This window comes from Rhodococcus sp. ACT016 (genome assembly GCF_050477185.1).
GTDB lineage: Bacteria > Actinomycetota > Actinomycetes > Mycobacteriales > Mycobacteriaceae > Prescottella.
This window is the reverse complement of the sequence record NZ_JBEAET010000001.1, coordinates 1,816,893-1,840,957: the sequence shown is the minus strand read 5'-3', so window position 1 is coordinate 1,840,957 and position 24,065 is coordinate 1,816,893. Positions and strand designations below refer to the sequence as shown.

Genomic DNA, 24,065 nt, shown 5'->3' with positions numbered 1-24,065 from the left:
GTCCAACATTTGACACAATTGCCGGAAATCACCCAGTTGTCAACGCAAGATCGCGCCCACACCCGATCGCCACCAGTAAAGTTGCCCCCTATGCCAGTTACCCCCGAGCCTGCGTCCGCCCCCGTTCCCCTCCTGGTCCCGGCCGACGGTGTTCCGCCGGTGATCGAGACGGCCGCGGGAGTGCGTGACGCCGCGGAGCGACTTGCAGCGGGCAGCGGCCCCCTCGCGGTCGACGCCGAACGCGCGTCGGGTTTCCGTTACTCGTCGCGCGCCTATCTGGTCCAGCTGCGCCGCGCCGGGTCGGGCTCGTTCCTGCTCGATCCGATCCCGACGGCCGAGGACCTCGCGCCGCTCCGGGAGGCGATCAACGACCTCGAATGGGTGCTGCACTCGGCCGACCAGGACCTGCCGTGCCTGGCCGAGCTCGAACTCGCGCCCGCGCGGCTGTTCGACACCGAGCTTGCCGGACGTCTGGCCGGCTTCGAGCGGGTCGGACTGGCGGCGATCGTCGAACGCACCCTCGGGCTGGAGCTCCGCAAGGGCCACGGCGCCGCCGACTGGTCCACGCGCCCCCTGCCCGATGCGTGGCTCAACTACGCGGCCCTGGACGTCGAGGTGCTCCTCGAGTTGCGCGCCGAGATGGCGAAGGAACTTGCCGCGCAGGGCAAGACCGAGTGGGCCGAGCAGGAGTTCGAGCACGTCCGGCTCGCCGGGCCGCCGCAGCCCAAGTCCGATCGGTGGCGTCGCACGTCGCAGATCCACAGCCTGAAGAGCCCCCGCCAGCTCGCCGCCGTGCGTGAACTGTGGACCGCGCGCGACGAGGTGGCCCGTAAGCGCGACATCTCGCCCAGCCGGATCCTGCCCGACTCGGCGATCGTGGCGGCCGCGAGTGCCGACCCCAAGAGCATCGACACGCTGCAGGCACTGCCGGTCTTCGGCGGACCGCGGCAGCGCCGGTCGTCGCGGTTGTGGCTCTCGGCGCTCGAGCGCGCCCGCACGCTTCCCCAGAGCGAACTCCCGCCGGTCACCCAGCCGTTCACCGGCCCGCCGCCGCCGAGCCGCTGGGCCCGGCGCGACCCCGAGGCCGCCGCCCGCCTGGCTGCGGCGAAGGCGGGCATTGCTGACCTGAGCGAGCGGGTCCACGTGCCGGTCGAGAACCTGCTGAGCCCGGAACTCGTGCGGCGGGTGTGCTGGGAGCCACCGGCTCCCGCGTCCGCCTCCGACGCCGAGACGGCGGCGGCGATCGACGCCGCACTCACGCGGGCCGGCGCGCGTCCGTGGCAGCGCGAACTGACCGTGCCCGTCCTCACGCAGGCCGTTCGCACAGAGCCCTGATCAGCGGAAACTCCCCAACCCGGGCCTCGTATGTTACCGGCGAGTAATTAGCGCTACAGTGGTGCGTGTCGGGTCATCGCACCCGCAGTGACCGCATCACTCCCGCCAGGAGGAATCCAGCGTGGCTGCTTCCGCTAATCAGAGAAATGTCGTCTTCGTCGACGGCATCCGCACGCCGTTCGGCAAGGCCGGCCCGAAGGGCATCTACGCCGAGACCCGCGCCGACGACCTGGTCGTCAAGGCCATTCGCGAGTTGCTGCGCCGCAACCCTCAGCTCGATCCGGCGCGGGTCGACGAGGTCGCAATCGCCGCGACCACACAGACCGGCGACCAGGGTCTGACCATCGGCCGCACGTCCGCGATCCTCGCGGGCCTGCCCGAGACGGTTCCCGGCTTCGCGATCGACCGCATGTGCGCCGGCGCGATGACCGCCGTCACCACCACCGCGTCGGGCATCGGCTTCGGCCAGTACGACGTCGTCATCGCGGGCGGCGTCGAGCACATGGGCCACCACCCGATGGGCCAGGGCGCCGACCCGAACCCGCGCTTCCTCGCCGACCGCCTGGTCGACCCGAGCGCGCTGGTGATGGGCAACACCGCCGAGAACCTGCACGACCGGTTCCCGTCGATCACCAAGGAGCGCACCGACGCCTACGCCGTCACGTCGCAGAACAAGTACGAGGCCGCCAAGAAGGCCGGCTACATCGCCGACACCCTCGTCCCGGTCGCGACCCGCTCCGAGGCGGGCTGGGGCCTGGCCACCGAGGACGAGCCGCCCCGCCCGGGCACCACGCTCGAGGATCTCGCCAAGCTCAAGACCCCGTTCCGTCCCGCCGGCCGCATCACCGCCGGTAACGCTGCGGGCCTCAACGACGGCGCCACCGCCGCAATCCTCGCGGGCGAGGACACCGCCACCGAGCTGGGCCTGCCGATCGGGATGCGCATGGTCGGCTTCGCCTTCCAGGGCGTCGACCCCGCCGTCATGGGCATCGGCCCGGTGCCGGCCACCGAGAAGCTGCTCGCGCGCACCGGTCTGTCGATCGACGACATCGGACTGTTCGAGATCAACGAGGCGTTCGCGGTGCAGGTGCTGGCGTTCCTCGAGCACTTCGGCATCGCCGACGACGACCCCCGCGTCAACCAGTGGGGCGGCGCCATCGCGTGCGGGCACCCGCTCGCGTCGTCCGGCGTGCGTCTCATGACGCAGCTGTCGCGCCAGTTCGCGCAGAACCCGGGCGTCCGCTACGGCCTGACCACCATGTGCATCGGACTCGGCATGGGCGGCAGCGTCATCTGGGAGAACCCGAATCACAAGGACTACGCAGCGTACGAAGCGGGAGCCAAGTAAATGACCGACATCGCAAACGCTTTCGCCGACGAGGTCGTGACGAACGCGTACACCAAGCTGGTCTCGGTTCCCGGCATCGACGGGCCGGTCGCACTGATCACGCTCGACAACGGCTTCGACCACACCAAGCCGAACTCCTTCGGTCCGCGTGGTCTGCTGGCGTTCGACAAGGCGCTCGACGAGGCCTTCGCCGCCAAGCCGGCCGCGATCGCGGTCACCGGCAAGCCGTTCATCTTCGCGGCCGGCGCCGACCTCAAGGGCGTCCCGTCGATCTCCTCCCGCGAGCAGGGCCTCGAGCTCGGCCGTCTGGGCCACAAGGTGTTCCGCCGCCTGCGTGAGTCCGAGGTGCCGACGTTCGCGTTCGTCAACGGCGTCGCGCTCGGCGGCGGCCTCGAGGTGGGGCTGCACTGCCACTACCGCACCTACGCGGACAACGTCGGTGCGCTGGGCCTGCCCGAGGCGATGCTCGGTCTGGTCCCCGGCTGGGGTGGAACGCAGTTGCTGCCCAACCTGATCGGGCCGTCCAACGCGGTCACCGTCGCGGTGGAGAACCCGCTCAACAACGGCAAGGTCATCAACTCGAAGAAGGCGCTCGAGCTCGGGATCGCCGACGTCGTGCTCGGCTCGGCCGACTTCATCGAGCAGTCCCTCGCGTGGGCCGCGAAGGTTCTCGCCGGGGACATCACCCCGGCCCGCCCCGAAATCGACCGCGGCGCCGGCTGGGACGAGGCCATCGCCCGCGCCAAGGCGATCGTCGAGGGCAAGACCAAGAACAACGCGCCCGGCGCGGAGCGCACGGTCGAACTGCTCGAGCTGGCCCGCACCACCGACCTCACCGATTCGACGTCCCTCGACGCGGGCTTCGCGGCCGAGGACGACGCACTGGCAGACCTGCTCATGACCGACGAGCTGCGCGCGGGCCTGTACGCCTTCGACCTGGTGAACAAGCGGGCCAAGCGGCCGGCGGGCGCGCCCGACAAGTCGTTGGCGCGCAAGATCACCGGCGTCGGCATCGTCGGCGCGGGCCTGATGGCCAGCCAGCTCGCGATGCTGTTCGTCAAGCAGCTCAAGGTGCCGGTGATCCTCACCGACATCGACCAGGAGCGCATCGACAAGGGCGTCGGCTACGTCCACGGCGAGATCGACAAGCTGCTCGCCAAGGGCCGCCTGTCGCCCGACGGCGCGAACCGTCTCAAGGCGCTCGTCACCGGCTCGCTCGACAAGGCCGCGTTCGCGAAGACCGACTTCGTCATCGAGGCCGTCTTCGAGAACATGGACGTCAAGAAGAACGTCTTCGCCGAACTCGAGGAGCACATCTCCCCCGAGACGGTGCTGGCGACCAACACCTCGTCGCTGTCGATCACCGAGATGGCCGCGGACCTGAAGCACCCCGAGCGGGTGGTGGGCTTCCACTTCTTCAACCCCGTGGCCGTGCTTCCTCTGCTCGAGGTCATCAAGGGCGAGCAGACCGACGATGCCACCCTCGCAACGGCATTCGCCACCGCGAAGGCGCTCAGGAAGTCGGCCGTCGGCTCCGCCGACCTGCCGGGCTTCGTGTTCAACCGACTGCTCATCCGCGCCCTCGGCGAGGTCATGAACGCGGTGGACGAGGGCACCCCGTTCGATGTCGCCGACAACGCGATCGCCGAACTCGGCATGCCGATGACGCCGTTCACGCTGCTCGCCCTGGTGGGTCCGGCCATCGCGCTGCACACCGGTGAGACGCTCAACGCCGCCTACCCGGAGCGGTTCAAGCCGTCGCCGGGGCTCGAGGCGATCGTCGAGGCCCGCAAGCCCGGCGTGTGGACCTGGACCGATAAGGGCCAGGTCGTCGACCCCGAGGTCGCGGCGCTGTGGCAGCAGGGTGACCAGCCGTCGACCGCGGAGGAGGTGCTCGAGCGCACCCGTCGCGCGTTCGCCGAGGAGATCCGGATCATGCTCGAGGAGGGCGTCGTCGCCGGCCCCGAGGACATCGATCTGTGCCTGATCCTGGGCGGCGGTTTCGGCTTCTGGAACGGCGGCATCACTCCGTACCTGGACCGCAGCGGCACGTCGGAGGCCGTGAACGGCAAGACGTTCCTGGCCAAGGGCGTCGCGAGCGTCTAGCGCGACCCCGTCGATCCGTGAAAGGAGCGCGTCCCCGGAATCCGGGGGGCGCGCTCCTTTTCACTGCGACTTCACTGGGACGGACTACCCGTCAGGAGACTGCATCCTCCGAGAGCGGCTCCCGGGCCCGGCCGGCTTCCGGCTCCGAGGAATCCGCGGCGACGGCCGTGTCGACGGCCGCGGGATCGGGCTCGTCGTCCTCCACCTGTTCGCACTCGAGGACCGACTCACCCAGCCCGATCTTCTGCTGGATCCGTTTCATCCACGCCGGTGCCCACCAGCAGTCGTCGCCGAGGAGAGTCATCACCGCGGGCACCAGGAACATCCGGATCAGCGTCGCGTCGATGATCAGCGCCGCGATCATGCCGTAGGCGATGTACTTCATCATCACGAGATCGGAGAATCCGAACGCGCCGGTGACGACGATCAGGATCAGAGCGGCCGCCGTGATGATCCGGCCCGTATGGGCGGTGCCGATCCGGATGGCCTCGGGGGTGCTGGCGCCCTGGGATCTGGCCTCGACCATGCGGGAGAGCAGGAACACCTCGTAGTCGATCGACAGGCCGTAGATGATCGCCACGATCAGCACCAGCATCGGCGACGTGATCGGCCCCGGGGTGAAGTCCAACATGCCGGCGCCGAGGCCGTCGATGAAGATCCACGTCAGGATGCCGAGCGTCGCGCCCAGGCCCAACGCGCTCATCAGCACCGCCTTGATCGGCAGCACGAGCGACCCGAACGCCAGGAACATCAACAAGGTCGTCAGGGCCACGACCGTGACCACCATCAGCGGGAGGTTGTCGAGCAACGCATCGATGCTGTCCCGTTCGATCGCGGGCGTACCGCCGACCAGGACCTGGACGCCGTCGGGGACGTCCATCGACCGCAGGTAGTCGATGGTCGCGGCGGAGTCGTTGCGATCGACCAGGCCGGCCTTGACGACCTGGACGCCGTCCTTCGCGGGGCCGGTGAGCGTGAACTTCTCGACCAGGCCGGGGGCCTCGTTCGCGGTCTTGATGATCTGGCCCACCTGCGCGCCCTCGGCACCGGTGACCACCAGCTTGACCGGCTCGGTGCGCTGGCCCGGGAACAGCTCGTCGAACTGCTCCTGCGCCACCCGGGTCGGGTTGTCCGTCGGCAGATACTCCTCGTTGATCCCACCGAACTTGATGCCCGTCAGCGGGATCATCAGCAGCAGCAGCCCGATCACGATCGGGATCGTCACCTTGAGCGGGTTGCGCATCACCCAGCGCGTCAGCCTCCCCCACATGCCGGCCTCGATCTGTTCGGTCGACTTGATCTGGCCGAACCGCTCGAGCCCGAACTTGTCGATCCGACGGCCCAGGATGCCGAGGATCGCCGGCAGCACCGTCACCGACGTGAACGCCGCCAACAACACCGTCGCGATCGCGCCGTACGCCATCGATTTCAGGAAGCCCTGCGGGAACAGCAGGAGTCCACCGAGACTCGCGGTGATCATGGTCGCCGAGAAGAGCACGGTCCGGCCCGCCGTCATCACTGTCCGGCGGACGGCCGCGCGAGTGTCGTAGCCGTCGCCGAGTTCCTCGCGGAAGCGGCTCACGATGAACAGGCCGTAGTCGATCGCCAGACCCAAACCGATCAGCGAGACGACCGAGACGACGAACGAGTTGACGTCGGTGAAGTGCGTGAAGATGCGCACGATGCCGTTGGCGCTCAGAATCGTCAGACCGCCGACGATCAGTGGCAGCGCCGCGGCGATGACGCCGCCGAAGACGAAGAACAACAGCACCGCGACCGCTGGGATCGCGAGGATCTCCATCCGATGGATGTCGCTCGCGATCGTGTCGTTGATCGCGCTGGCCACCGGCTGCATGCCGGCGAGCTGCACCTCGACTCCGTCGATGGCGAACGCGTCCCGGATCTCCCGGAAGTTGTTCGTGATCGCGGTGTCGTTGTCGCCCCGCAGCGCGACGCTGACTATCGCGTGCTGTTTCTCCTTGTCGGCGAGTGCGGGTAGGCGCGGAGTGTTCGGCAGCGCGAAGTAGCTCACGTTGACCTTCGCAACCTGGTCGGGGTGCTCGGCCAACAGCCGTTGCAGGCTGTCGGACACCTTCGCGCCGAACGCCGGATCGTCGACCGTTGCGCCCTCGGGCGCGGTGTACATCGCGACGACATCGCCCGTCGTGTCACGGCCGAACGTGCTGTCCGTCAGTCTCGCGGCGGCCACGGACTCCGACCCCGGATCCTCCAATCCACTCTGACTGAGGTGTGGCCCGAGACCGGAACCGTAGGCGCCCAGCGCCAACAGTCCGGCCACCATCACCGCGATGACGGTGAAGCGGGCCCGATAAACGAGATCTCCCCAGCGAGCAAACACGTATCGACTCCTCAGCGCCCGACGATCAGCGCAGACTGTGAACGAAAGCGGCTGCCCCATCGCCGTATCGAGCGCAGACCGTCGCAACACGGTCCGACGGTGCGCCGCGGGGGGCAACCGAGAACCTCGGTCAGCTACCGAAGACGCGTCCGACGGCTTCGAGAAAAGCAACCGGTCCGAACGAGAGCATGTAGCTGCTCCCGGTGAGGGCGGCGTCGACCACGGCAGTCACCCCCTTCCCTTCATATGGCTCATTCGGCGAAGCTCCGTTCGATCCAGTCGATGGTCTGCATGCCGAACAGGTCGGTGCCCCATCCGTAGAGGTCGGTGAGCATCCGCGACATGGAGCAGTCACTCGGCGCGTACGTGACATCGGTGCCACCGGCCCGGTACCTGGCTACGAGGTCGCGCGAATCCTGTGCCGGCACAAGGGACATCGGCGAGTCGTCCTTCGCGCACGACGTGACGAGGACCTTGGACTTCGGAGCCTCGGTCCCGAGGAGGTTGTCGTCGTAGACGTGCTGGAACTCGGGAATGTCGGCCGGGCTCCGTCCGCCGACGAACAGCGTCTCGAGGGGAACGAACGGCGCCGTGAAGTACGCCGGTGTCTGACACTGCGTTCGGTACGCATGGGCCAGCGCCTTGCCGACGGGGTTCAGCTTCTCGTCGATTCGCATCTCCGGATACTTCGCCTCCAGACCGAGCAGGGTGGCGAAGGCGAACCCGGAACCGATGGAACTGTCGGCCGAGCGCATGAAGTTCCGCTGGTTGACCACCATGCCCTCGAGGACGGTGGACCGGACGTTCAACTCCGGCGCGTACTGCGCGTGCGCCTCGGCCGCGAAGCCGGCACCGACGCCGCCGCCTGCGATGCCGAACAACGAGATCGGGGCGTGCGCACTGAGCCTTGTGCTCGGGGCCGACAGGGCGGCGCGGACCGCGTCCAGTTGGGCGTGGCCGGCGTACCTACCGGCGAACACTCCGTGCGGGGCACGATCGCTGTCGTTGCCGACGTCGGAGATGACGACCGCGTAGCCCTTGCCGAACATCAATGCCAGCGGTCCGAGCGCCGACCAGGCGGAGCCGTCGAGCGGATTCTTGCCTGTCCATTGCGTACTCGGATGGCAGTAGGCACCGACGCTGTCGTTGGCCTCCTGATAGCTGATCACCTTCTTGGTCGACGCGGGCGTGCCGTCGACGGGGATCATCACGATGCCGGTGCTGACCTCGGGTGTGGTCCCGTCGAGGCCGGTCGTCACGTACATGATCTTGTACGCGTCGATCCTGCCCGGTCGGTAGCCGAGGAACATCACGTCGACCGGCTTGATCTCGAGCATCGTGCCCGGTCGTTCCGTCCCGGTCAGCGGGGGTTCGTCGTAGAACGGGTCGTGCGCCGTCAACGCCCTGAATGCCTCGGCGCCGGTAGCCGACGTCCCGTCGTCGAGTGCGCCGACGACGAATCCGTTGAACACCTCGTCCAGGCCGGGAGTCCGCACCGCGGTCCGATCGTGCGCCGACGACGACCCGGACGACGATTCGGCGGCCACGGCCCCAGCGGCGGCCGTCGTCGCCGCGGTCGCCGCCACAGCACAGCACAGGAATCGCGTGACCACAGGACGGAGACAACGACGGATCGCGGCAGCCATCACGACACCGTCACTCTCGTGTTGCTCATCGCAGCCTGCATGATCTGGGGAATGCTGAACAGCGGTCGGTGCGTTTCGAGTTGCGTCTCGTAAGGCACCCGCAGCTCGGATTCGAGCTGCGCCCAATTGTTTTCGACCATGTCCTTGTACTTCGGCAGGAGCTGGGTGGTGATGTAGTCCCATCGATCGTCGTAGACCGACCAATTCCAGGCCGGCAGCGGACTGGTCAGCGTGGCCGTGCGCCCGTCGGGCAGGCGCGTGCTGATCTCGATCGGCTCGAACGAGCGCGGCGGCAGTACACCGGCAACGGACGGCGAGCCGGCCACCGTGGACAGATACGTAACCGCCTGGCCGACGGTGCCCTTGTAGTTCCGCACGGTGTCCCACTGCTCCCGAATGATCACACCCTGCTCACGCTGCAGCAGCGCAGCGTTGCCCCGCGCGATCCGATCCGGATCGTTCGACGCGACATCCCGCCACGCCGTCATGATGTCGTCGCCGAACAGCCCCGCGCGCTGCATCTCCTCGAGGGCGGGGAGCCCCGCAGTGACGTAGGCGCGGTGCATCGGCATCAGGTCCGAGAAGATGTTCTTCTGCATCACCAGGATCATTCCCAGGATGAAATGCAGGTCCTCGCTGGTGATTTCACTCCCAGCCTCCGCCAACGCCCGTAGCCCCTCGGGGAGCGAGTCGACCATTCCCGGGCCGGCGGCGTCCGCGACGGCCCCGACGACGGCCCGCGCGGACTGCTGGATCTGCGGGAGACCGTAGACGTCGGTGACGAGTTCGAAGTCGATGAGACCGCCGCCGAAGTCGGCCCCGACCATGCCGCCCATTCCCGCCCATTGCAGTTCGCGGCGCGCGAGCTGCAGGTCCTCGTAGTACCGGTACGACTTGATCAGGTTGTCCCGGTTCGCCGCCACCCCCGCCCGCGGGTCCCAACAGGCCAGGTCGATCCCGGCGGCGTCGGTGGCCTCGACCAGCCAGTATTGGAACAGCAGCGCCTGGTACTCGTGTGGCGCGACGCCGCTCGCTCGGGCCTCATCGACGAGTCGGGTGAGCTCGGCGTGATCGGTCGGCAAGGCCGGATTCACCCCGCCGGGGCCGTTCGCCGCGTCGCGGTTGATCATCGGCAGGTTCAGGTACTGGTCGATGCCCGACTCGGACGCGACCGCCGGTGTCGACACCGCTCCCCCGATCGTGATCGCCGTTGCCGCCAGCACCCCCACCACACCCGCGATCGACGCACGCGCAGTCCAGCGTTCCCTCAATCCAGCACTCATGTCGCCCCCACGGCTCACTCGGAAATGGCCACCCCGACATGCTCGATCCCGCCAGACGATACTGACCGACCCGTCTCGATTTGTAGGAAATCGTCTATATCGCCACCGGTCACTTGTGGATTGCGACAAACAGGACGCTCGCCCCACTCGATACCGCCGGGCACCCCTGAGCACCTCGCTCGAGGAGCCCCGGATGCGTAGGTTAGGCTCACCTTGCAATCGTCTCCGAAGGAGTGCTCCGTGTTCGCTCTCACCACCCGCCGCAAGGTTGCGACGGCCGTCGTAGCCCTCAGCGCCACGGCACTGCTGGCGTCGTGCTCGTCGACCGACTCGGACGCCACGGCAGCGTCGTCGTCGGACGGCGCTTTCCCGGTGACGATCGCGAACACGTTCGGCTCCACGACCATTGAGTCCGAGCCCCAGCGGATCGTCACGCTCGGCTGGAACGCGGAGGACATCGTCTACGCCCTCGGCGGCACCCCGGTGGGCATGCCGAAGAACTCCTACGGTGCCGACGAGAACGGCGTCATGCCGTGGCTGTCGGACAAGTTCGACGCGAGCAAGACCACACTCCTCGACACCACCTCGTCCACCCCTGTCGAGGCGATCGCCGCCCTCGCGCCCGACGCGATCCTGGCACCCTACGAGGGCTTCGATCAGGCCGCGTACGGTCAGCTGTCCAGCCTCGCCCCCACCGTCGCGTACCCCGGCAAGGCGTGGCAGACGACGTGGCAGGACCAGACCACGCTCGTCGGCAAGGCGATGGGCAAGGCCGACGAGGCCACCGAGCTGATCGACGGCATGAACACGATGCTCGCCGAGACCGCGGCCGCCCACCCCGAGTTCGCCGGCAAGACGCTCTCGGTGATCAACCTCGACACCACGAACGGCCAAGTCAACGTCTACAAGCCGACCGATCCGCGCGTACAGGTCCTCACCCAGCTCGGTTTCGTCGACTCGCCCGGCGTCGAGAAGATCGCGACCGAAAGCGATCCCGACAGCTTCTTCGCCAGCATCTCCGCCGAGCGAATCAACGAGGTGGGCGCGGACGTCGTCGTAGTGTTCGTCTCGGACGACGCCGAGGCGAGCAAGAACCCCACCTACACCTCGCTCGGCGCCGTCAAGCGCGGGAGCGCGGTGCCCCTGTCCGACACCAAGATCGTTGCCGGCCTGAGCCGCACGGGCGTCGTCGCCACCCCGTGGGTGCTCGACCAGATCACCCCGCAGCTGTCGGAGGCCGCGAAGAAGGCCGCTTGACGGCCGACTGCGCCTCGGTGCTCGACCGGGTCGTGAGCGCACGATCCGGCCACGGCCGGTACCGGCGGTCCCGGTCGGGCGTCGGCGGCTGATCCTCGGTGTACGGTCGCGGCAGTTCGATCAACCAAAGGGGGCAATGTGCTGATCGGAATCTGCGCCGCACTACTCGGTATCGTGTTCCACGTCGCCGGTTCCTGTCGTCCGGTCGGCGACGACCGCGGCCGACCACTGTGGCTGACAGTCTGGACGCGGGATCCGGTCAGTCCATCGCAGGTCGCTCGTCTCCTCCACACCGCCGGATGGTTGGCGAGCATTGTCGGCGCCCTCGCGATCCCCGGCGCGCTGTGGAATTCGCGACCTGGTCTGAGCATCGCGATCGCCGTGACCGTACTCGTCCTGGTCAACGGGCTACCGACGCTGCTGGTCACCGTGGTTCACGACCGAAGATTGCGGTCCTGACAGCCGGTGGCCCAGCGGGATGCAGCCCATCCGAGCCATCGGCGACACCTGTTTCCATTCGGCAACGACCACGTGCAACGAAGAGTGCGGGCCGGTCCCGACGCCGACCGACCGTCACCGGCCGGCGGTCTACGCCCAGTGCAGGGGTCGCGACAACACCGACGGCAGCCGGGTCCGGCCGTCGCCGCGCGCGGCGTTCACCTGGAACTGCGTGAGGAACAACGCCTCCGACAGGTCCGCGCCGCCAAGGTCGGCGCCGCGCAGATCGGCACCGATGAGGTCCGCGGTCCGCAGGTCCGCCTTCCGCAGGTCGGCGCCGATCAACCAGGCGCCGCGCAGGTTCGCCCCGCGCAGGTCCTTGCCGGAGAGCTTGGCACCCATCAGGTCCGCGCCGCGATGATTGCGCCGACGCCCGGGCGCCGCCGCCCGCGCCAGCTCGCTCGTCTCGAGCAGCAGCACGTTGACCCGCTCCCGGTGCCCCGCGACGTCGAGGCCGGCGAGCACCGTGGCGTCGGACTCGGTGAGCGCGACGGTCTCCGCCCGCAGCCGCGCGAGGTCGTCGTGCAGGCGCGCCGCGGCACCGATCCGCAGCGACTCGTCGATGTACCACAGCAGTTCGTGCAGCTGGCGCATCACCGGAAAGACATCGAACATCGGGCGGGCGGTGTCGGGGGCGGCGCGCCAGTCGCGACCGCCGAACGTCACCTGCGACACCTTCTGGCCCGCACCGAAACAGTCGTACACGGTGCAACCCGGGAAACCGCGCTCCCGCAGCTGGGTGTGGATGCCGCACCGAAAGTCCGCGAGCAGATTCCGGCACGGCGTCCCGCCGTCCTTGTCGACCGCGAAGTCGCTCGACGCCGCGAACGGCAGCGCGACGCAGCACAGGCCGAAACAGCTCGAGCAGTCCGAGACGAGTTCGGACGACACGCTGACAACCGGTTCCGACACCGAGACCTCCCACTGATCGCAACCATCCTGCCCGACGGGCACCGCCTGCAGCCAATCAATTCCGTACGTTTCGGACGGCAGTCACAAATCGGTTGCCGCACAACATCATCGGTTGACGACCGCGAACGCACGGGCCGACACTGGTCGTGGGTCCTCGCGACGCCGCAAACCGCGGCACCCGGCGTCGCTCGGGCGTGTGGTGTCGGGGTGCCGCCGCGGTGGGAGGAACCCCATGAGCTTCGACCCGAAACAGGCCCACCTCTGGATCGTCGGCGGCGGCATCGCTGGAATGGCCGCTGCGGCCTTCGCAATCCGCGATGCCGGGATGCCCGGCGAGAACGTGCACATCCTCGAGGAACTCGACGTCGAAGGCGGTTCGCTCGACGGCGCCCGGTCCCCCGCCGTCACCGACGGCTGGGTCACCCGGGGCGGACGGATGCTCGAGGAGGAGGCCTACCAGTGCACGTGGAACCTGTTCGAGTCGATCCCGTCACTCGAGAACCCCGACATCAGCGTCCACCAGGAGATCCTGGATTTCAACGCGAAGATCAAGACGAACGACAAGGCGCGACTGATCGATGCACGTCACAACATCATCGACGCCTCGAAGCTGGGACTCGACAACCGCGACCGGCTCGAGATGATGCGACTGCTCGGCCTTCCCGAACACGCGCTCGGTGCCCGGCGGATCGACGAGATCTTCGGTGAGCACTTCTTCACCACCAACTTCTGGCAGATGTGGCGCACCACGTTCGCGTTCCAGAAGTGGCATTCGGCGGCCGAACTACGCCGGTACTTCCTGCGATTCGTCCAGGAGTTCCCGCGCATCCACACGCTGTCCGGGGTCCGGCGCACCGTCTACAACCAGTACGACTCGATGGTCGTGCCACTGCAACGGTGGATGTGGGCCCGGGCCGTCGACGTCCGGTTCGCGACCCGGGTGGTCGACGTCGACTTCGCGCAGGCCGGACAGCCGCGGCGGGCGCGGCGATTGCACGTCGACGGCCCGGACGGGCGCTCCACGATCGAACTGGGCGAGCACGACTACGCGTTCGTCACGCTCGGCTCCATCACCTCGGACTCGACATACGGCGGAAACGACGACGTGCCGGCGCTGATCCGCGACCGCGTCGACCACGGCTGGTCACTGTGGGAGGAGATCGCCAAGAAGGCCCCGGACTTCGGGCGGCCCAATACCTTCTACGGCAACATCGACGAGAACAAGTGGGAATCGTTCACGCTCACGATGCGCACCGACGACCTCCTGCGCCGCATCACCGAGTACACCGGCAACGAACCCGGAACCGGTGCACTGTCGACCTGGTTCGAATCTGGTTGGCACCTGTCCACGGTGATCCCCTACCAGCCCCACTTCCCCGCCCAACCGAAGGGCATCTACACGCTGTGGGGGTACGGCTTCGACATCGACAACGACGGCGACTACGTCAAGAAGAAGATGTCCCACGCCACCGGCAAGGAGATCCTCACCGAGCTGATCCACCAGTACGGGTTCGAGGACATGCTCGACGAAGCCCTGGCCACCACCGACGTGACGACGGTGATGATGCCGTACGCGTCGGCGCTCTTCAGTCGCCGTGTCCCCGAGGACCGCCCGAAGGTCGTGCCCGACGGCGCCGAGAACTTCGCCTTCCTCGGGCAGTTCACGAACCTGCCCGAGGACGTCGTGTTCACCGTCGAGTACTCGGTGCACGGCGCGATGCACGCCGTCTACAGCCTCTTCGCCGTCGACAAGCCGATCCCGCCGATCTACCACGGGCTGCTCGACCCGAAGGTCGGGGTCAAGGCGCTCGAAGCGGCGTTCCGCTAGGAACCGCTATCCGACGCTCGGATTCGACTTGTCGAGACCCTTGTCCAGGCCGCCGCCGGTGTCCGCGCGGTCCAGGCCGACCACCCAGCCGGTGACCTGCCGCGTTATGTCCTGCGCGGTCAGCCCCAGGTCACGATGCAGCTGGTCGCGCGACGCGTGGTCCAGGAACTGCTGCGGCACACCGAGATCCCGGCACGGGACGTCGACACCGGCCGCGCGCAGCGCCGCCGACACCGACGAACCGATGCCGCCGTGCAGCCCGTTGTCCTCGATCGTGACGACCATCCGGAAGTTCTCGGCCAGCTTGACCACCGACTCGGGCACCGGCAGGACCCACCGCGGGTCGACCACCGCGGACGTGATGCCGTGCTGGGCGAGCCGCTCCGCAGCCTCGAGTGCGACACTCGCGAACGAGCCCACCGCCACGAACAGTACGTCGCCGCGATCGCCCTCCGGCATCTGCAGCACGTCGACGACGCCGTCGAGCCGCCGGGCCGCCGGGATGTCGTCGCCGACCGCGCCCTTGGGGAAACGGATCACCGTCGGGCCGTCGTCGACCGCCAGCGCCTCCTGCAGCTCCTCGCGCAGCGTCGTGGCGTCGCGCGGCGCCGCCACCCGGATGCCCGGGATGATGCCGAGCAGCGACAGGTCCCACATGCCGTTGTGGCTCGCGCCGTCCACGCCGGTGATACCCGACCGGTCCAGCACGATCGTGACGGGCTGCTTCAACAGCGCGACGTCCATGAGCAGCTGGTCGAAGGCGCGGTTGAGGAACGTCGAGTAGATCGCGACCACCGGGTGCATGCCGCCGAGCGCGAGCCCCGCCGCGGACGTCACCGCGTGCTGCTCGGCGATGCCGACATCGAACATCCGCTCCGGGAACCGCTCACCGAACGCGGCGAGCCCGGTGGGGCCCGGCATCGCGGCGGTGATCGCGACGACGTCGTCGCGCTGCTCGGCCTGCTCGATCAGTTCGGCCGAGAACACCGACGTCCAGTCCGGCGCCGACGTGCCGCGAGAGAGGCCGGTGAGCGGGTCGATCACACCGGTCGCGTGCATCTGGTCGGCGACGTGGTTCTCGGCGGGCGCGTAGCCCATGCCCTTGCGGGTCACGGCGTGCACGATCACCGGTCCGCCGAACGCCTTCGCACGGCGCAGCGCCGACTCCATCGCCACCTCGTCGTGCCCGTCGACCGGGCCGAGGTACTTGATGCCGAGATCGGTGAACATCACCTGCGGGCTGACGGCGTCCTTGAGGCCGGCCTTCATCCCGTGCAGCAGCTGGTAGGCGGCACGGCCCACCCACGGCATCTTCTTGACCATGCGACGGCCGCTGTCGAGCATCCGCTCGTAGCCGGGCTGCAGGCGGAGCGACGCGAGGTGGTCGGCCAGGCCGCCGATGGTGGGCGCGTACGAGCGACCGTTGTCGTTGACGACGATGACGACCGACCGGTCCCTGCCGGCCGCGATGTTGTTGAGCGCCTCCCAGCACATGCCGCCGGTCAGCGCGCCGTCGCCCACCACGGCGACGACGTGGCGGCCCCGCTGCCCGGACAGCTCGAAGGCCTTGGCCATGCCGTCGGCGTACGAGAGCGCGGCCGACGCGTGCGAGGACTCGACCCAGTCGTGCTCGCTCTCGGCGCGCGACGGGTAGCCGGACAGCCCACCCTGCTTACGGAGCGAATCGAATTCGTCCTTGCGGCCGGTGAGGATCTTGTGGACATAGGCCTGGTGGCCGGTGTCGAAGATGATCGGATCGGAGGGGGAATCGAACACCCGGTGCAGCGCGAGCGTCAGTTCGACGACACCGAGGTTGGGACCGAGATGGCCGCCGGTGGCGGAAACCTTCTGCACCAGGAACTCACGGATCTCCGAGGCGAGTTCCCTCATTTCCTCAGGATCGAGCTGACGCAGGTCGTCAGGCGTCTGGATACGGGCAAGGACACCCAACGAGATCGCTCCCTCCAGCAGATTCACGGGCTGTCACGCGACAGCCCGACAAGTCTACGGAGCGACCGGAAACGAAGCCTCTCGGCATCGGATCCGAGCACACTCGTGCGTGACCGATCGCACATCGCAGACTGTTCGCTCATCCTACTGTTGGTCCATGGGCAACGTTGTCGACGAGTTCATCACGCGAGTGTTCGACGCGGTCCGCACCGATCACGGCGGCGCGGTCGCCGACTACATTCCCGAGCTCGCGGCCGTCGACCCCGACCGGTTCGGGATCGCCGTCGCCACCAGCGACGGCCACGTGTACGAGGTGGGCGACACCGCGGTGCCGTTCACGATCCAGTCGATCTCCAAGCCGTTCACGTACGCGCTCGCGCTCGCCGATCGCGGCGTCGACGCGGTCGCCGAGAAGATCGACGTCGAACCGTCCGGCGAGCCGTTCAACGAGATCAGCCTCGACCCCGACACCGAGCGGCCACGCAACCCGATGATCAACGCCGGTGCCATCACGTCGGCGTCGCTGGTCGCCGGTGCGAGCCCGGCGGAGCGGTTCGGCCGGATCCGGTCGCTGTACTCGCGGTGCGCCGGCCGGCAGCTGCCACTCGACGCCGCCGTCTACGCGTCCGAAGCGAAGACCGGTCACCGCAACCGCGCGATCGGCTACATGCTGCGCTCGTTCGGGGTCATCACCGACGACCCCGACGAGGCCGTCGACCTGTACTTCCGGCAGTGCTCGATCGAAGTCACCTGCCGGGATCTGGCGCTGATGGCGGCCACGCTCGCCAACAACGGCATCAACCCGCGCACCCGGGATCGGGTGCTCGACCCGGCGCTCGTCGAACGCGTCCTCAGCGTCATGACCACGTGCGGGATGTACGACGCGGCCGGCGAATGGGTCACCGAGGTCGGCATGCCCGCCAAGAGCGGTGTCGGGGGCGGCGTGCTGGCCGTCCTACCCGGGCAGTTGGGGATCGCGGTGTACTCGCCGCGCCTGGACCGGCACGGCAACAGCGTCCGCGGCGTGCGGGCCTGCAAGGAACTCTCCCGCGACCTCGAACTGCACTTCCTGCGCGTCACCCGCGCGGCCCGGTCGTCGATCCGCGCCCGCTACAGCATCGGCTCGGCGCCCTCACGGACCCGCCGCACCGACGCCGAGCGGGCCGCCCTCGACGAGGTCGGCAACCACGGCCGCATCTACGAACTGCACGGGGACCTGCTGTTCACCGGCGCCGAGACCGCGGTCCGGGAGATCGACGGCGAACGCGCCGAACTCGAGGCAGTCGTGGTCGACGTCCGCCGCGTCGACGACGTCAGCGCGGTCGCGCGGCGGATGATCGAGGCTCTGCGGGCCGATCTGGCCCGCAGCGGCTGCCAGACGGCACTGGTGGACCCGGAAGGGCTGTTCGGCCACACCACGTCGAGCCTGACCCCGGAGAGTCCGGACGGACGGGTGTTCGCCGACCTGGATGCGGCGAGCCAGTGGTGCGAGGAGGTCCTGCTGTCCCGGCACTGCGGGATCGGCAGGCAACCGGATTCGATCGACCTCGAGCAGCACCCCCTGTCGGCCGACCTCACGCCCGAGCAGTTCGAGCGGTTCACCGGCGAACTCGAGCGACGGACCGCGGCCCGCGGCGAGACGATCGCGCGGCGCGGCGACCGCGCCCCCGGGATCTTCCTCATCCTGTCGGGGCGCGCGAGCACCACCGTCACCTCTACCGACGGCGCCATCCACCGGATCACCACGCTGGCGGCGGGGATGACCTTCGGCGAGATGCCGACGCTCCTGGATTCGACGCTGCTGAACGACGTGCACGCCGACAGCACCGTCACCCTCGCGCTCCTGCCGCGCGAGAGTCTCCTCCGCCTGACCGCCGATGCCCCCGAGATCAAATCGGCGCTGCTCGAGCGGCTGGCCATGGCCGCATACGGACAGCTCGAGATGCTGCTGCGCACCTTCGAACGGCACGGGCGGCTCTGACGCACCGCCCATCCGGTGGGACGAGCCGCCCTCTCGGGTCGACCGTAAAGCGATTGCGCCGACTCCGACGATCCGACAGGCTGAGACGGTCTAGTTTGCGACATCACTCACACGGGACGACCACACCAGACGACGGGGACCAGATGAAACCTGACACCGCACTGGCCATCGAAACGACCGGATTGGTCAAGCGTTTCGGCTCCAACACCGCAGTCGCAGGGGTCGACCTCGCGGTGCCGTCCGGCGGCGTCTACGGCGTCCTGGGCCCCAACGGAGCCGGCAAGACGACCACCATCCGCATGCTCGCGACGCTCCTCCCGATCGACGGCGGCTCGGCTCGCGTCCTCGGGCACGACGTGACCGGCGAGGCCGAGACGGTCCGCAGCAAGGTGTCGCTGACCGGGCAGTTCGCATCGCTCGACGAAGACCTCACCGGCACCGAGAACCTGATGCTGCTCGGCAGGCTGTACGGGTACTCGCGGGCGGCGGCGCGGTCGCGATGCGAACAGCTGCTCGACGCCTTCGGGCTCGAGGAGGCAGGCGGCCGCCAGGTCAAGACCTATTCGGGAGGCATGCGGCGGCGCATCGACATCGCCGCGAGCATCATCGTGACCCCCGAGCTGATCTTCCTCGACGAGCCGACCACCGGTCTCGACCCCCGCAGCCGCAACCAGGTGTGGGAGATCGTCCGCGCCCTCGTCGCGGGTGGCACCACCGTGCTGCTGACGACCCAGTACCTCGACGAGGCCGACCAGCTGGCGGACCGGATCGCCGTCATCGACCACGGCAAGGTCATCGCCGAGGGCACCACCGGCGAGCTCAAGGCGTCGGTGGGGTCGGGCGCGCTGCACGTCCGCGTCGCCGAACCCTCGCGGCGCCACGAGGCCGCCGCGGTCCTCGAACCCGTCCTCGGCGTCCCCGTCACGCTCGAATCGGACCCGGCCGCACTGACCGCGCGGATCGACGACCCGCAGCGGGTGGCGCGGGCCCTCGCCGCCCTCGACGACGAGAACCTCGCCGTCACGACGTTCGCCCTCGGCCAGCCCAGCCTGGACGAGGTGTTTCTCGCCCTCACCGGGCACAGCGCCGAACCGACCGAGGACACCGCCGAATTCGAGGAGACCACGTCATGACCGACACCGTCACCACCTCGGCGAAGGCGGTCGGGGACGTCCTCCGGATGCCCGGCCCGCGCCCCGCCCGCCCGAGCGCGCTCTCGACGTCGTTGTCGTTCGGCTGGCGGGCCCTGCTCAAGATCAAGCACGTCCCCGAGCAGTTGTTCGACGTGACCATGTTCCCGATCATGTTCACGCTGATGTTCACGTTCCTGTTCGGTGGCGCTCTGGCGGGATCGACCAGTGCCTACGTCCAGTTCCTCATTCCCGGCATTCTCGTGCAGACGGTCGTCATGATCACGATGTACACGGGTCTGACCCTGAACAAGGACATCGAGAAGGGCGTCTTCGACCGCTTCCGGTCACTGCCGATCTGGCGTCCCTCACCACTGGTCGGCGCCCTGTTCGGCGACATCGTGCGCTACACGATCGCGTCGATCATCGTGCTCGTGCTGGGCGTGATCCTCGGATTCCGGCCCGCCGGCGGCGTGATCGGCGTGGTGGCCTCGGTGCTGCTGCTGTTGCTGTTCTCGTTCAGTCTGTCCTGGGTGTGGACGATGTTCGCGATGCTGATGCGCACCGAGCAAGCCGTGATGGGCGTGTCGATGTTCATCCTGTTCCCGCTCACCTTCGCGAGCAACATCTTCGTCGACCCGTCGACGATGCCGGGCTGGCTGCAGGCGTTCGTCGACGTCAACCCGATCAGCCACCTCGTCACGGCACTGCGGGACCTGTCCGCGGGCTCGTTCGAGTTCGGCCAGCTGTCGGTGGTGCTGCTCTGGTGTGCCGGATTCATCGTCATCTTCGGCCCGCTGACGATGCGCCTCTACAACCGCAAGACGTAGCCCGACGAACACAGTGGCCCGCAACCGTCGCCGGTTGCGGGCCACTGTCGTCTTCGAGCGTGTCGCTTACGCCGAGGCGTCCTCGGCGGCCGCGGCGGCCGTCTCCCCGTCTTCGGCGGGCTTCTGGATGTCGATCGTCTTCCGCAGCGGAGTGTTCGGGATGAGAATCACGCAGGCCAGCGTGATCAGCGCGACCACCGCGGCGATGGTGAACAGCAGACCCGTCGCATCGCCGTACGCGGCGCGAATGATCTCGGCGATGGGCGCCGGCAGCGCGTTGAGGTCGAGGTTTCCGCCGCTGCCGGGCGAATGCGTGTCGATCCCGAGCTTCGCGAAGCCCTCCGCCGACAGCGTCGTCACCCGCGTCGCGAGCACCGATCCGAGCACCGACACGCCGATCGCACCGCCGAAGGTCCGGAAGAACGCGACCGAACTACTCGCCGCACCGATGTTGTTCACGCTCACCGTGTTCTGGACCGCGAGCACGAGGTTCTGCATGAGGCTGCCCACGCCGACGCCGACGATCGCGATGTACACGCCGATCAGCCACAGGCTCGTCTCGTGATCGATCGTGCCGAGCAGTGCGAACCCGATGACCAGCAGGACGGCGCCACCGACGATGAACGGCTTCCACTTGCCGAACCGCGAGATGAGCTGGCCGGAGACCACCGAGGAGACCAGCATGCCCACCACCATCGGAATGGTCAGGACACCGGCAATGGTCGGGGTGTGGCCACGCGCGGTCTGGAAGTACTGGCCGAGGAACGTGGTGGCTCCGAACATGCCGACGCCGACGGCGATCGACGCGACGATCGCGAGACCGGTGGTCTTCTCGGTGATGATGTCCAGCGGGATGATCGGCGACTTGACCTTCGATTCCACGATCACGGTCGCGATCAGCAGCAGCACGCCGACTCCGACGTAGATCGCCGATTCCGTCGAGATCCAGTCGTAGTAGTCGGCCTTGCCCGCGAACGACACCCAGATCAGCAGGACACTCACACCGGCGGTGAGCAGCGCAGCACCCCACCAGTCGATGGAGACGTCCTCCTTGCGCTCGGTCGCGATGTGAAGCGTGCGCTGCAGCAGGAACAGCGCGACCACGGCGATCGGAACGCAGACGAAGAAGCACCAGCGCCAGCCCAGCGGGCTGTCGACGATCACGCCACCGAGGATCGGGCCGCCCGACATCGAGACCGCCATGGCGGCACCCATGTAGCCGGAGTAGCGACCGCGATCGCGGGGCGGGATGATGCTGCCGATGATGGCGACGACCAGCGCGGTCAGGCCGCCCATACCGACGCCCTGCACGACGCGCGCCGCCAGCAGGACCGGCACGTTGTGCGCGAAGCCGGCGATCGCCGAACCGATCACGAAGATCACGATCGAGGACTGGACCAGGATCTTCTTGTTGAACAGGTCCGCGAGCTTGCCCCAGATCGGGGTGGACGCCGCGTTCGCGAGCAGCGCGGTCGTGATGACCCACGCGTACTGCGTCTGGTTGCCCTTCAGGTCACCGATGATCGTCGGCAGCGCCGTCGAGACGATCGTCGAACTGAGCAGCGCAGTGAACAGCGCCGCGATCAGGCCCGCAAGGACCTCGAGAATCTGGCGATGGGTCATCGCCTCCTGGCCGGTGCCGGCCCGGCTCTCCCCCACTGATGTCGTCATCGAAGTGCTCTCCCACATTGATCGGCTGCTAGAGGTGAGGATTCGGGGCGCGCGGTCAGCGTGTCGGTGAGACGTTCGATCGTCTTCAGTGCGACCGCCGCCTCCTCCTGGCTCCACCCACCGAGCCGGTCCCGCAAACGCGCGGACCGGATCTCCTTGGTGGTGTGCAGAACCTCGTGCCCCTTCTCCGAAACCTGGACGCGGAATGCCCGCTTGTCGTCCGGGTCCGGATGCCGTTCGACGAGACCGGCATCGACCAATTCGGTCATCTGCCGGCTCAGCGCCGATTGGCTGACACACAGGGCCGAGGCGAGCTCGTTCTGTCGGCACGAGCCACGTGCCGACAGCGCCACGAGCACCGCCACGAGAGCCGGAGCGATCGGATCGTCCGTCGCACTCGCGATCGCGTTCTTCAGCGAGCGACCGAAGAGGAAGATCGCATCGACCAGGGCCTGCGCGGTATCGGCCTGAACAGCCATCGGATACCCCGAATCCTCGAATGGACCTAGTGAATTACTTGCAGAACGCAACCATAAACATAGTTGCGTGCGTCAAGCAATTACTTCACAAACCCGACATACCTCACTTCGAGGCCTTTGACCTGCAGTTTTATGAACCAGACTGGAGTCGGCGTGTGTCGAGAACCACTGACGCCCGGCTCAGCGCGTGAGCAGCGCCAGACTCTCGACGTGGTGCGTGAGCGGGAAGGCGTCGAACGCCCGGACGTCCGCCAACCGGAAGCCGTGCTCGCGGTAGAGCGCGACGTCACGCGCGAACGATGCCGGGTCGCACCCGATGTGCACGACGCGCTGCGGACCGGCCGCCGTCACGGCGGCCACGACGTCTTTGCCCGCCCCCGCGCGCGGCGGATCGAGGACCACGACCTCGGGAGCCGGCAGGTCGGACAGCGCCCGCTCGACCCGGGCGGCGTGCAGGTACACCTGCGGCAGATCCACCAGCGCGGCGCCGCCGTCGGCGACGGCCTGCCGCGAGTACTCCACCGAGTCGACCCGGCCCACCGGGCCCACCTGATCGGCCAGAGCGGCCGCGAAGACCCCGACGCCGCCGTAGAGATCCCACACGTTCGCGCCGTTCGACGCCTGTGCCCACTCCCCGACCACCGACGAGTACGTGTCGGCGGCGCTGCGATGCGCCTGCCAGAAGCCTGTCGCCGACAGGGTCCACGTCCGCTCCCCGACCCGCTCGACAGGTCTACCGGAGCCGATGACGACGCGTTCCGCGCGGCGCGCCGCCGAGGCGGCCCGTCGGGCCGCGGCCCCTCGTCGCCCGGGGCTGTGCCGACCGGTGCGCGACACCTTGGGCGGCGCGATCTCGACCACGTGGCGCTCCCCGGCCGCGTCCAGCACGAGCTGGATCTCCGCACCCGGCTGCCACGACCGCTCGGCGAGCCCCGCGTAGGCGGTGGGATCGATCTGCGGGCAGGCCAGGAAGGTCTCCAGGTCGAGACTGCGGAAGCGATGGAAGCCGGGGCGTCCCGACGAGTCCACCGCCAACCGGACCCGGGTACGCCACCCCGTGCCGTCCCCGGTGCCCGGCAACGACTCGACGGCGATGTCCGTGTCCACGCCCGCGATGCGACGCAACTGCTCGGCGACGACGGCGGACTTCATCCGCCGCTGCGCGTCGAGGGTGGCATGCGAGTAGTCACAGCACCCGGCACCGCCCGGGCCGGAGATGGGGCACAGCGGCGCGATGCGGTCGGGGGACGCCTCGACGATCTCGACGACGTCGGCCCGGCAGAACGATCCGCCGCGGTCCTCGGTGACCTGCGCGATCACCTTCTCCCCGGGCAGCCCGTGCCGAACGAACAGCACCCGGCCCTCGTGCCGGGCAACGCAGAACCCGGTGTGGCCGGGATTGCCCAGTTCGACCTCGAACCGGCGTCCGACCCACTTCTCGCTCACTTGCAG

17 protein-coding genes are annotated in these 24,065 nt (G+C 68.3%); 9 read left to right on the top strand and 8 right to left on the bottom strand.

What is annotated here, in order from left to right; translation table 11 throughout:
* Positions 1–90: 90 nt before the first annotated feature.
* The 3 genes from ACQ5DX_RS08550 to ACQ5DX_RS08540 all read left to right on the top strand — a co-directional run bounded on the left by ACQ5DX_RS08550 (position 91) and on the right by ACQ5DX_RS08540 (position 4,789).
* The gene (locus ACQ5DX_RS08550; RefSeq protein ID WP_430332223.1) at positions 91–1,335 is read left to right on the top strand and encodes an HRDC domain-containing protein; all 1,245 of its coding nucleotides are present in this window, start codon (positions 91–93) and stop codon (positions 1,333–1,335) included.
* Positions 1,336–1,456: 121 nt separating this feature from the next.
* Complete coding sequence (locus tag ACQ5DX_RS08545; RefSeq protein ID WP_430332222.1) at positions 1,457–2,683, top strand: thiolase family protein; 1,227 nt, start codon at positions 1,457–1,459, stop codon at positions 2,681–2,683.
* The gene (locus tag ACQ5DX_RS08540; RefSeq protein WP_430332221.1) at positions 2,684–4,789 is read left to right on the top strand and encodes a 3-hydroxyacyl-CoA dehydrogenase NAD-binding domain-containing protein; all 2,106 of its coding nucleotides are present in this window, start codon (positions 2,684–2,686) and stop codon (positions 4,787–4,789) included. It begins immediately after the preceding gene.
* Between the two features lie 91 nt (positions 4,790–4,880).
* Here ACQ5DX_RS08540 and ACQ5DX_RS08535 read toward each other — a convergent pair whose 3' ends face one another.
* The 3 genes from ACQ5DX_RS08535 to ACQ5DX_RS08525 form a co-directional block, all read right to left on the bottom strand.
* Positions 4,881–7,148, bottom strand: a complete 2,268-nt coding sequence (locus ACQ5DX_RS08535) for an MMPL family transporter (RefSeq protein WP_430332220.1) — start codon at positions 7,146–7,148, stop codon at positions 4,881–4,883.
* A 251-nt stretch (positions 7,149–7,399) separates the two neighbouring features.
* The gene (locus tag ACQ5DX_RS08530; protein WP_430332219.1) at positions 7,400–8,794 is read right to left on the bottom strand and encodes a lipase family protein; all 1,395 of its coding nucleotides are present in this window, start codon (positions 8,792–8,794) and stop codon (positions 7,400–7,402) included.
* Positions 8,794–10,077, bottom strand: a complete 1,284-nt coding sequence (locus ACQ5DX_RS08525; protein WP_430332218.1) for a hypothetical protein — start codon at positions 10,075–10,077, stop codon at positions 8,794–8,796. Before ACQ5DX_RS08525 ends, ACQ5DX_RS08530 begins: the two co-directional genes overlap by 1 nt.
* Positions 10,078–10,317: 240 nt before the next feature.
* Here ACQ5DX_RS08525 and ACQ5DX_RS08520 point away from each other — a divergent pair, with 240 nt between their 5' ends.
* Positions 10,318–11,334, top strand: a complete 1,017-nt coding sequence (locus ACQ5DX_RS08520; RefSeq protein ID WP_430332217.1) for an iron-siderophore ABC transporter substrate-binding protein — start codon at positions 10,318–10,320, stop codon at positions 11,332–11,334.
* A 138-nt stretch (positions 11,335–11,472) separates the two neighbouring features.
* Positions 11,473–11,793, top strand: a complete 321-nt coding sequence (locus tag ACQ5DX_RS08515) for a hypothetical protein (RefSeq protein WP_430332216.1) — start codon at positions 11,473–11,475, stop codon at positions 11,791–11,793.
* Positions 11,794–11,922: 129 nt separating this feature from the next.
* Here the strand turns inward: ACQ5DX_RS08515 and ACQ5DX_RS08510 are convergent, their stop codons facing one another.
* A complete protein-coding gene (locus tag ACQ5DX_RS08510; RefSeq protein WP_430332215.1) occupies positions 11,923–12,744 on the bottom strand; it encodes a pentapeptide repeat-containing protein in 822 nt (273 codons plus the stop codon).
* Between the two features lie 232 nt (positions 12,745–12,976).
* Here ACQ5DX_RS08510 and ACQ5DX_RS08505 point away from each other — a divergent pair, with 232 nt between their 5' ends.
* Positions 12,977–14,572, top strand: coding sequence for an oleate hydratase (locus tag ACQ5DX_RS08505; protein WP_430332214.1), 1,596 nt, complete (start codon positions 12,977–12,979; stop codon positions 14,570–14,572).
* 6 nt (positions 14,573–14,578) lie between these two features.
* On the opposite strand, the gene dxs is transcribed toward ACQ5DX_RS08505, so the two are convergent.
* Positions 14,579–16,522 carry a 1-deoxy-D-xylulose-5-phosphate synthase gene (gene dxs, locus ACQ5DX_RS08500; RefSeq protein WP_430335588.1) on the bottom strand — a complete coding sequence of 648 codons (1,944 nt, stop codon included), beginning with the start codon at positions 16,520–16,522 and terminating at the stop codon, positions 14,579–14,581.
* 157 nt (positions 16,523–16,679) lie between these two features.
* Between dxs and glsA the strand changes: the two genes are divergently transcribed.
* From glsA to ACQ5DX_RS08485, 3 genes are all read left to right on the top strand, one after another.
* On the top strand, positions 16,680–18,503 hold the full coding sequence (gene glsA / locus ACQ5DX_RS08495) for a glutaminase A (protein WP_430332213.1): 1,824 nt from the start codon (positions 16,680–16,682) through the stop codon (positions 18,501–18,503).
* Between the two features lie 143 nt (positions 18,504–18,646).
* Positions 18,647–19,636, top strand: a complete 990-nt coding sequence (locus ACQ5DX_RS08490) for an ATP-binding cassette domain-containing protein (RefSeq protein ID WP_430332212.1) — start codon at positions 18,647–18,649, stop codon at positions 19,634–19,636.
* A complete protein-coding gene (locus ACQ5DX_RS08485) occupies positions 19,633–20,463 on the top strand; it encodes an ABC transporter permease (RefSeq protein WP_430332211.1) in 831 nt (276 codons plus the stop codon). Before ACQ5DX_RS08490 ends, ACQ5DX_RS08485 begins: the two co-directional genes overlap by 4 nt.
* 66 nt (positions 20,464–20,529) lie before the next feature.
* Here ACQ5DX_RS08485 and ACQ5DX_RS08480 read toward each other — a convergent pair whose 3' ends face one another.
* From ACQ5DX_RS08480 to ACQ5DX_RS08470, 3 genes are all read right to left on the bottom strand, one after another.
* Positions 20,530–22,086 carry an MDR family MFS transporter gene (locus tag ACQ5DX_RS08480; RefSeq protein WP_430335587.1) on the bottom strand — a complete coding sequence of 519 codons (1,557 nt, stop codon included), beginning with the start codon at positions 22,084–22,086 and terminating at the stop codon, positions 20,530–20,532.
* A 44-nt stretch (positions 22,087–22,130) separates the two neighbouring features.
* Complete coding sequence (locus tag ACQ5DX_RS08475; RefSeq protein ID WP_430332210.1) at positions 22,131–22,613, bottom strand: MarR family winged helix-turn-helix transcriptional regulator; 483 nt, start codon at positions 22,611–22,613, stop codon at positions 22,131–22,133.
* A gap of 180 nt (positions 22,614–22,793) precedes the next feature.
* The gene (locus tag ACQ5DX_RS08470; RefSeq protein ID WP_430332209.1) at positions 22,794–24,059 is read right to left on the bottom strand and encodes a class I SAM-dependent RNA methyltransferase; all 1,266 of its coding nucleotides are present in this window, start codon (positions 24,057–24,059) and stop codon (positions 22,794–22,796) included.
* Positions 24,060–24,065 lie beyond the last annotated feature (6 nt).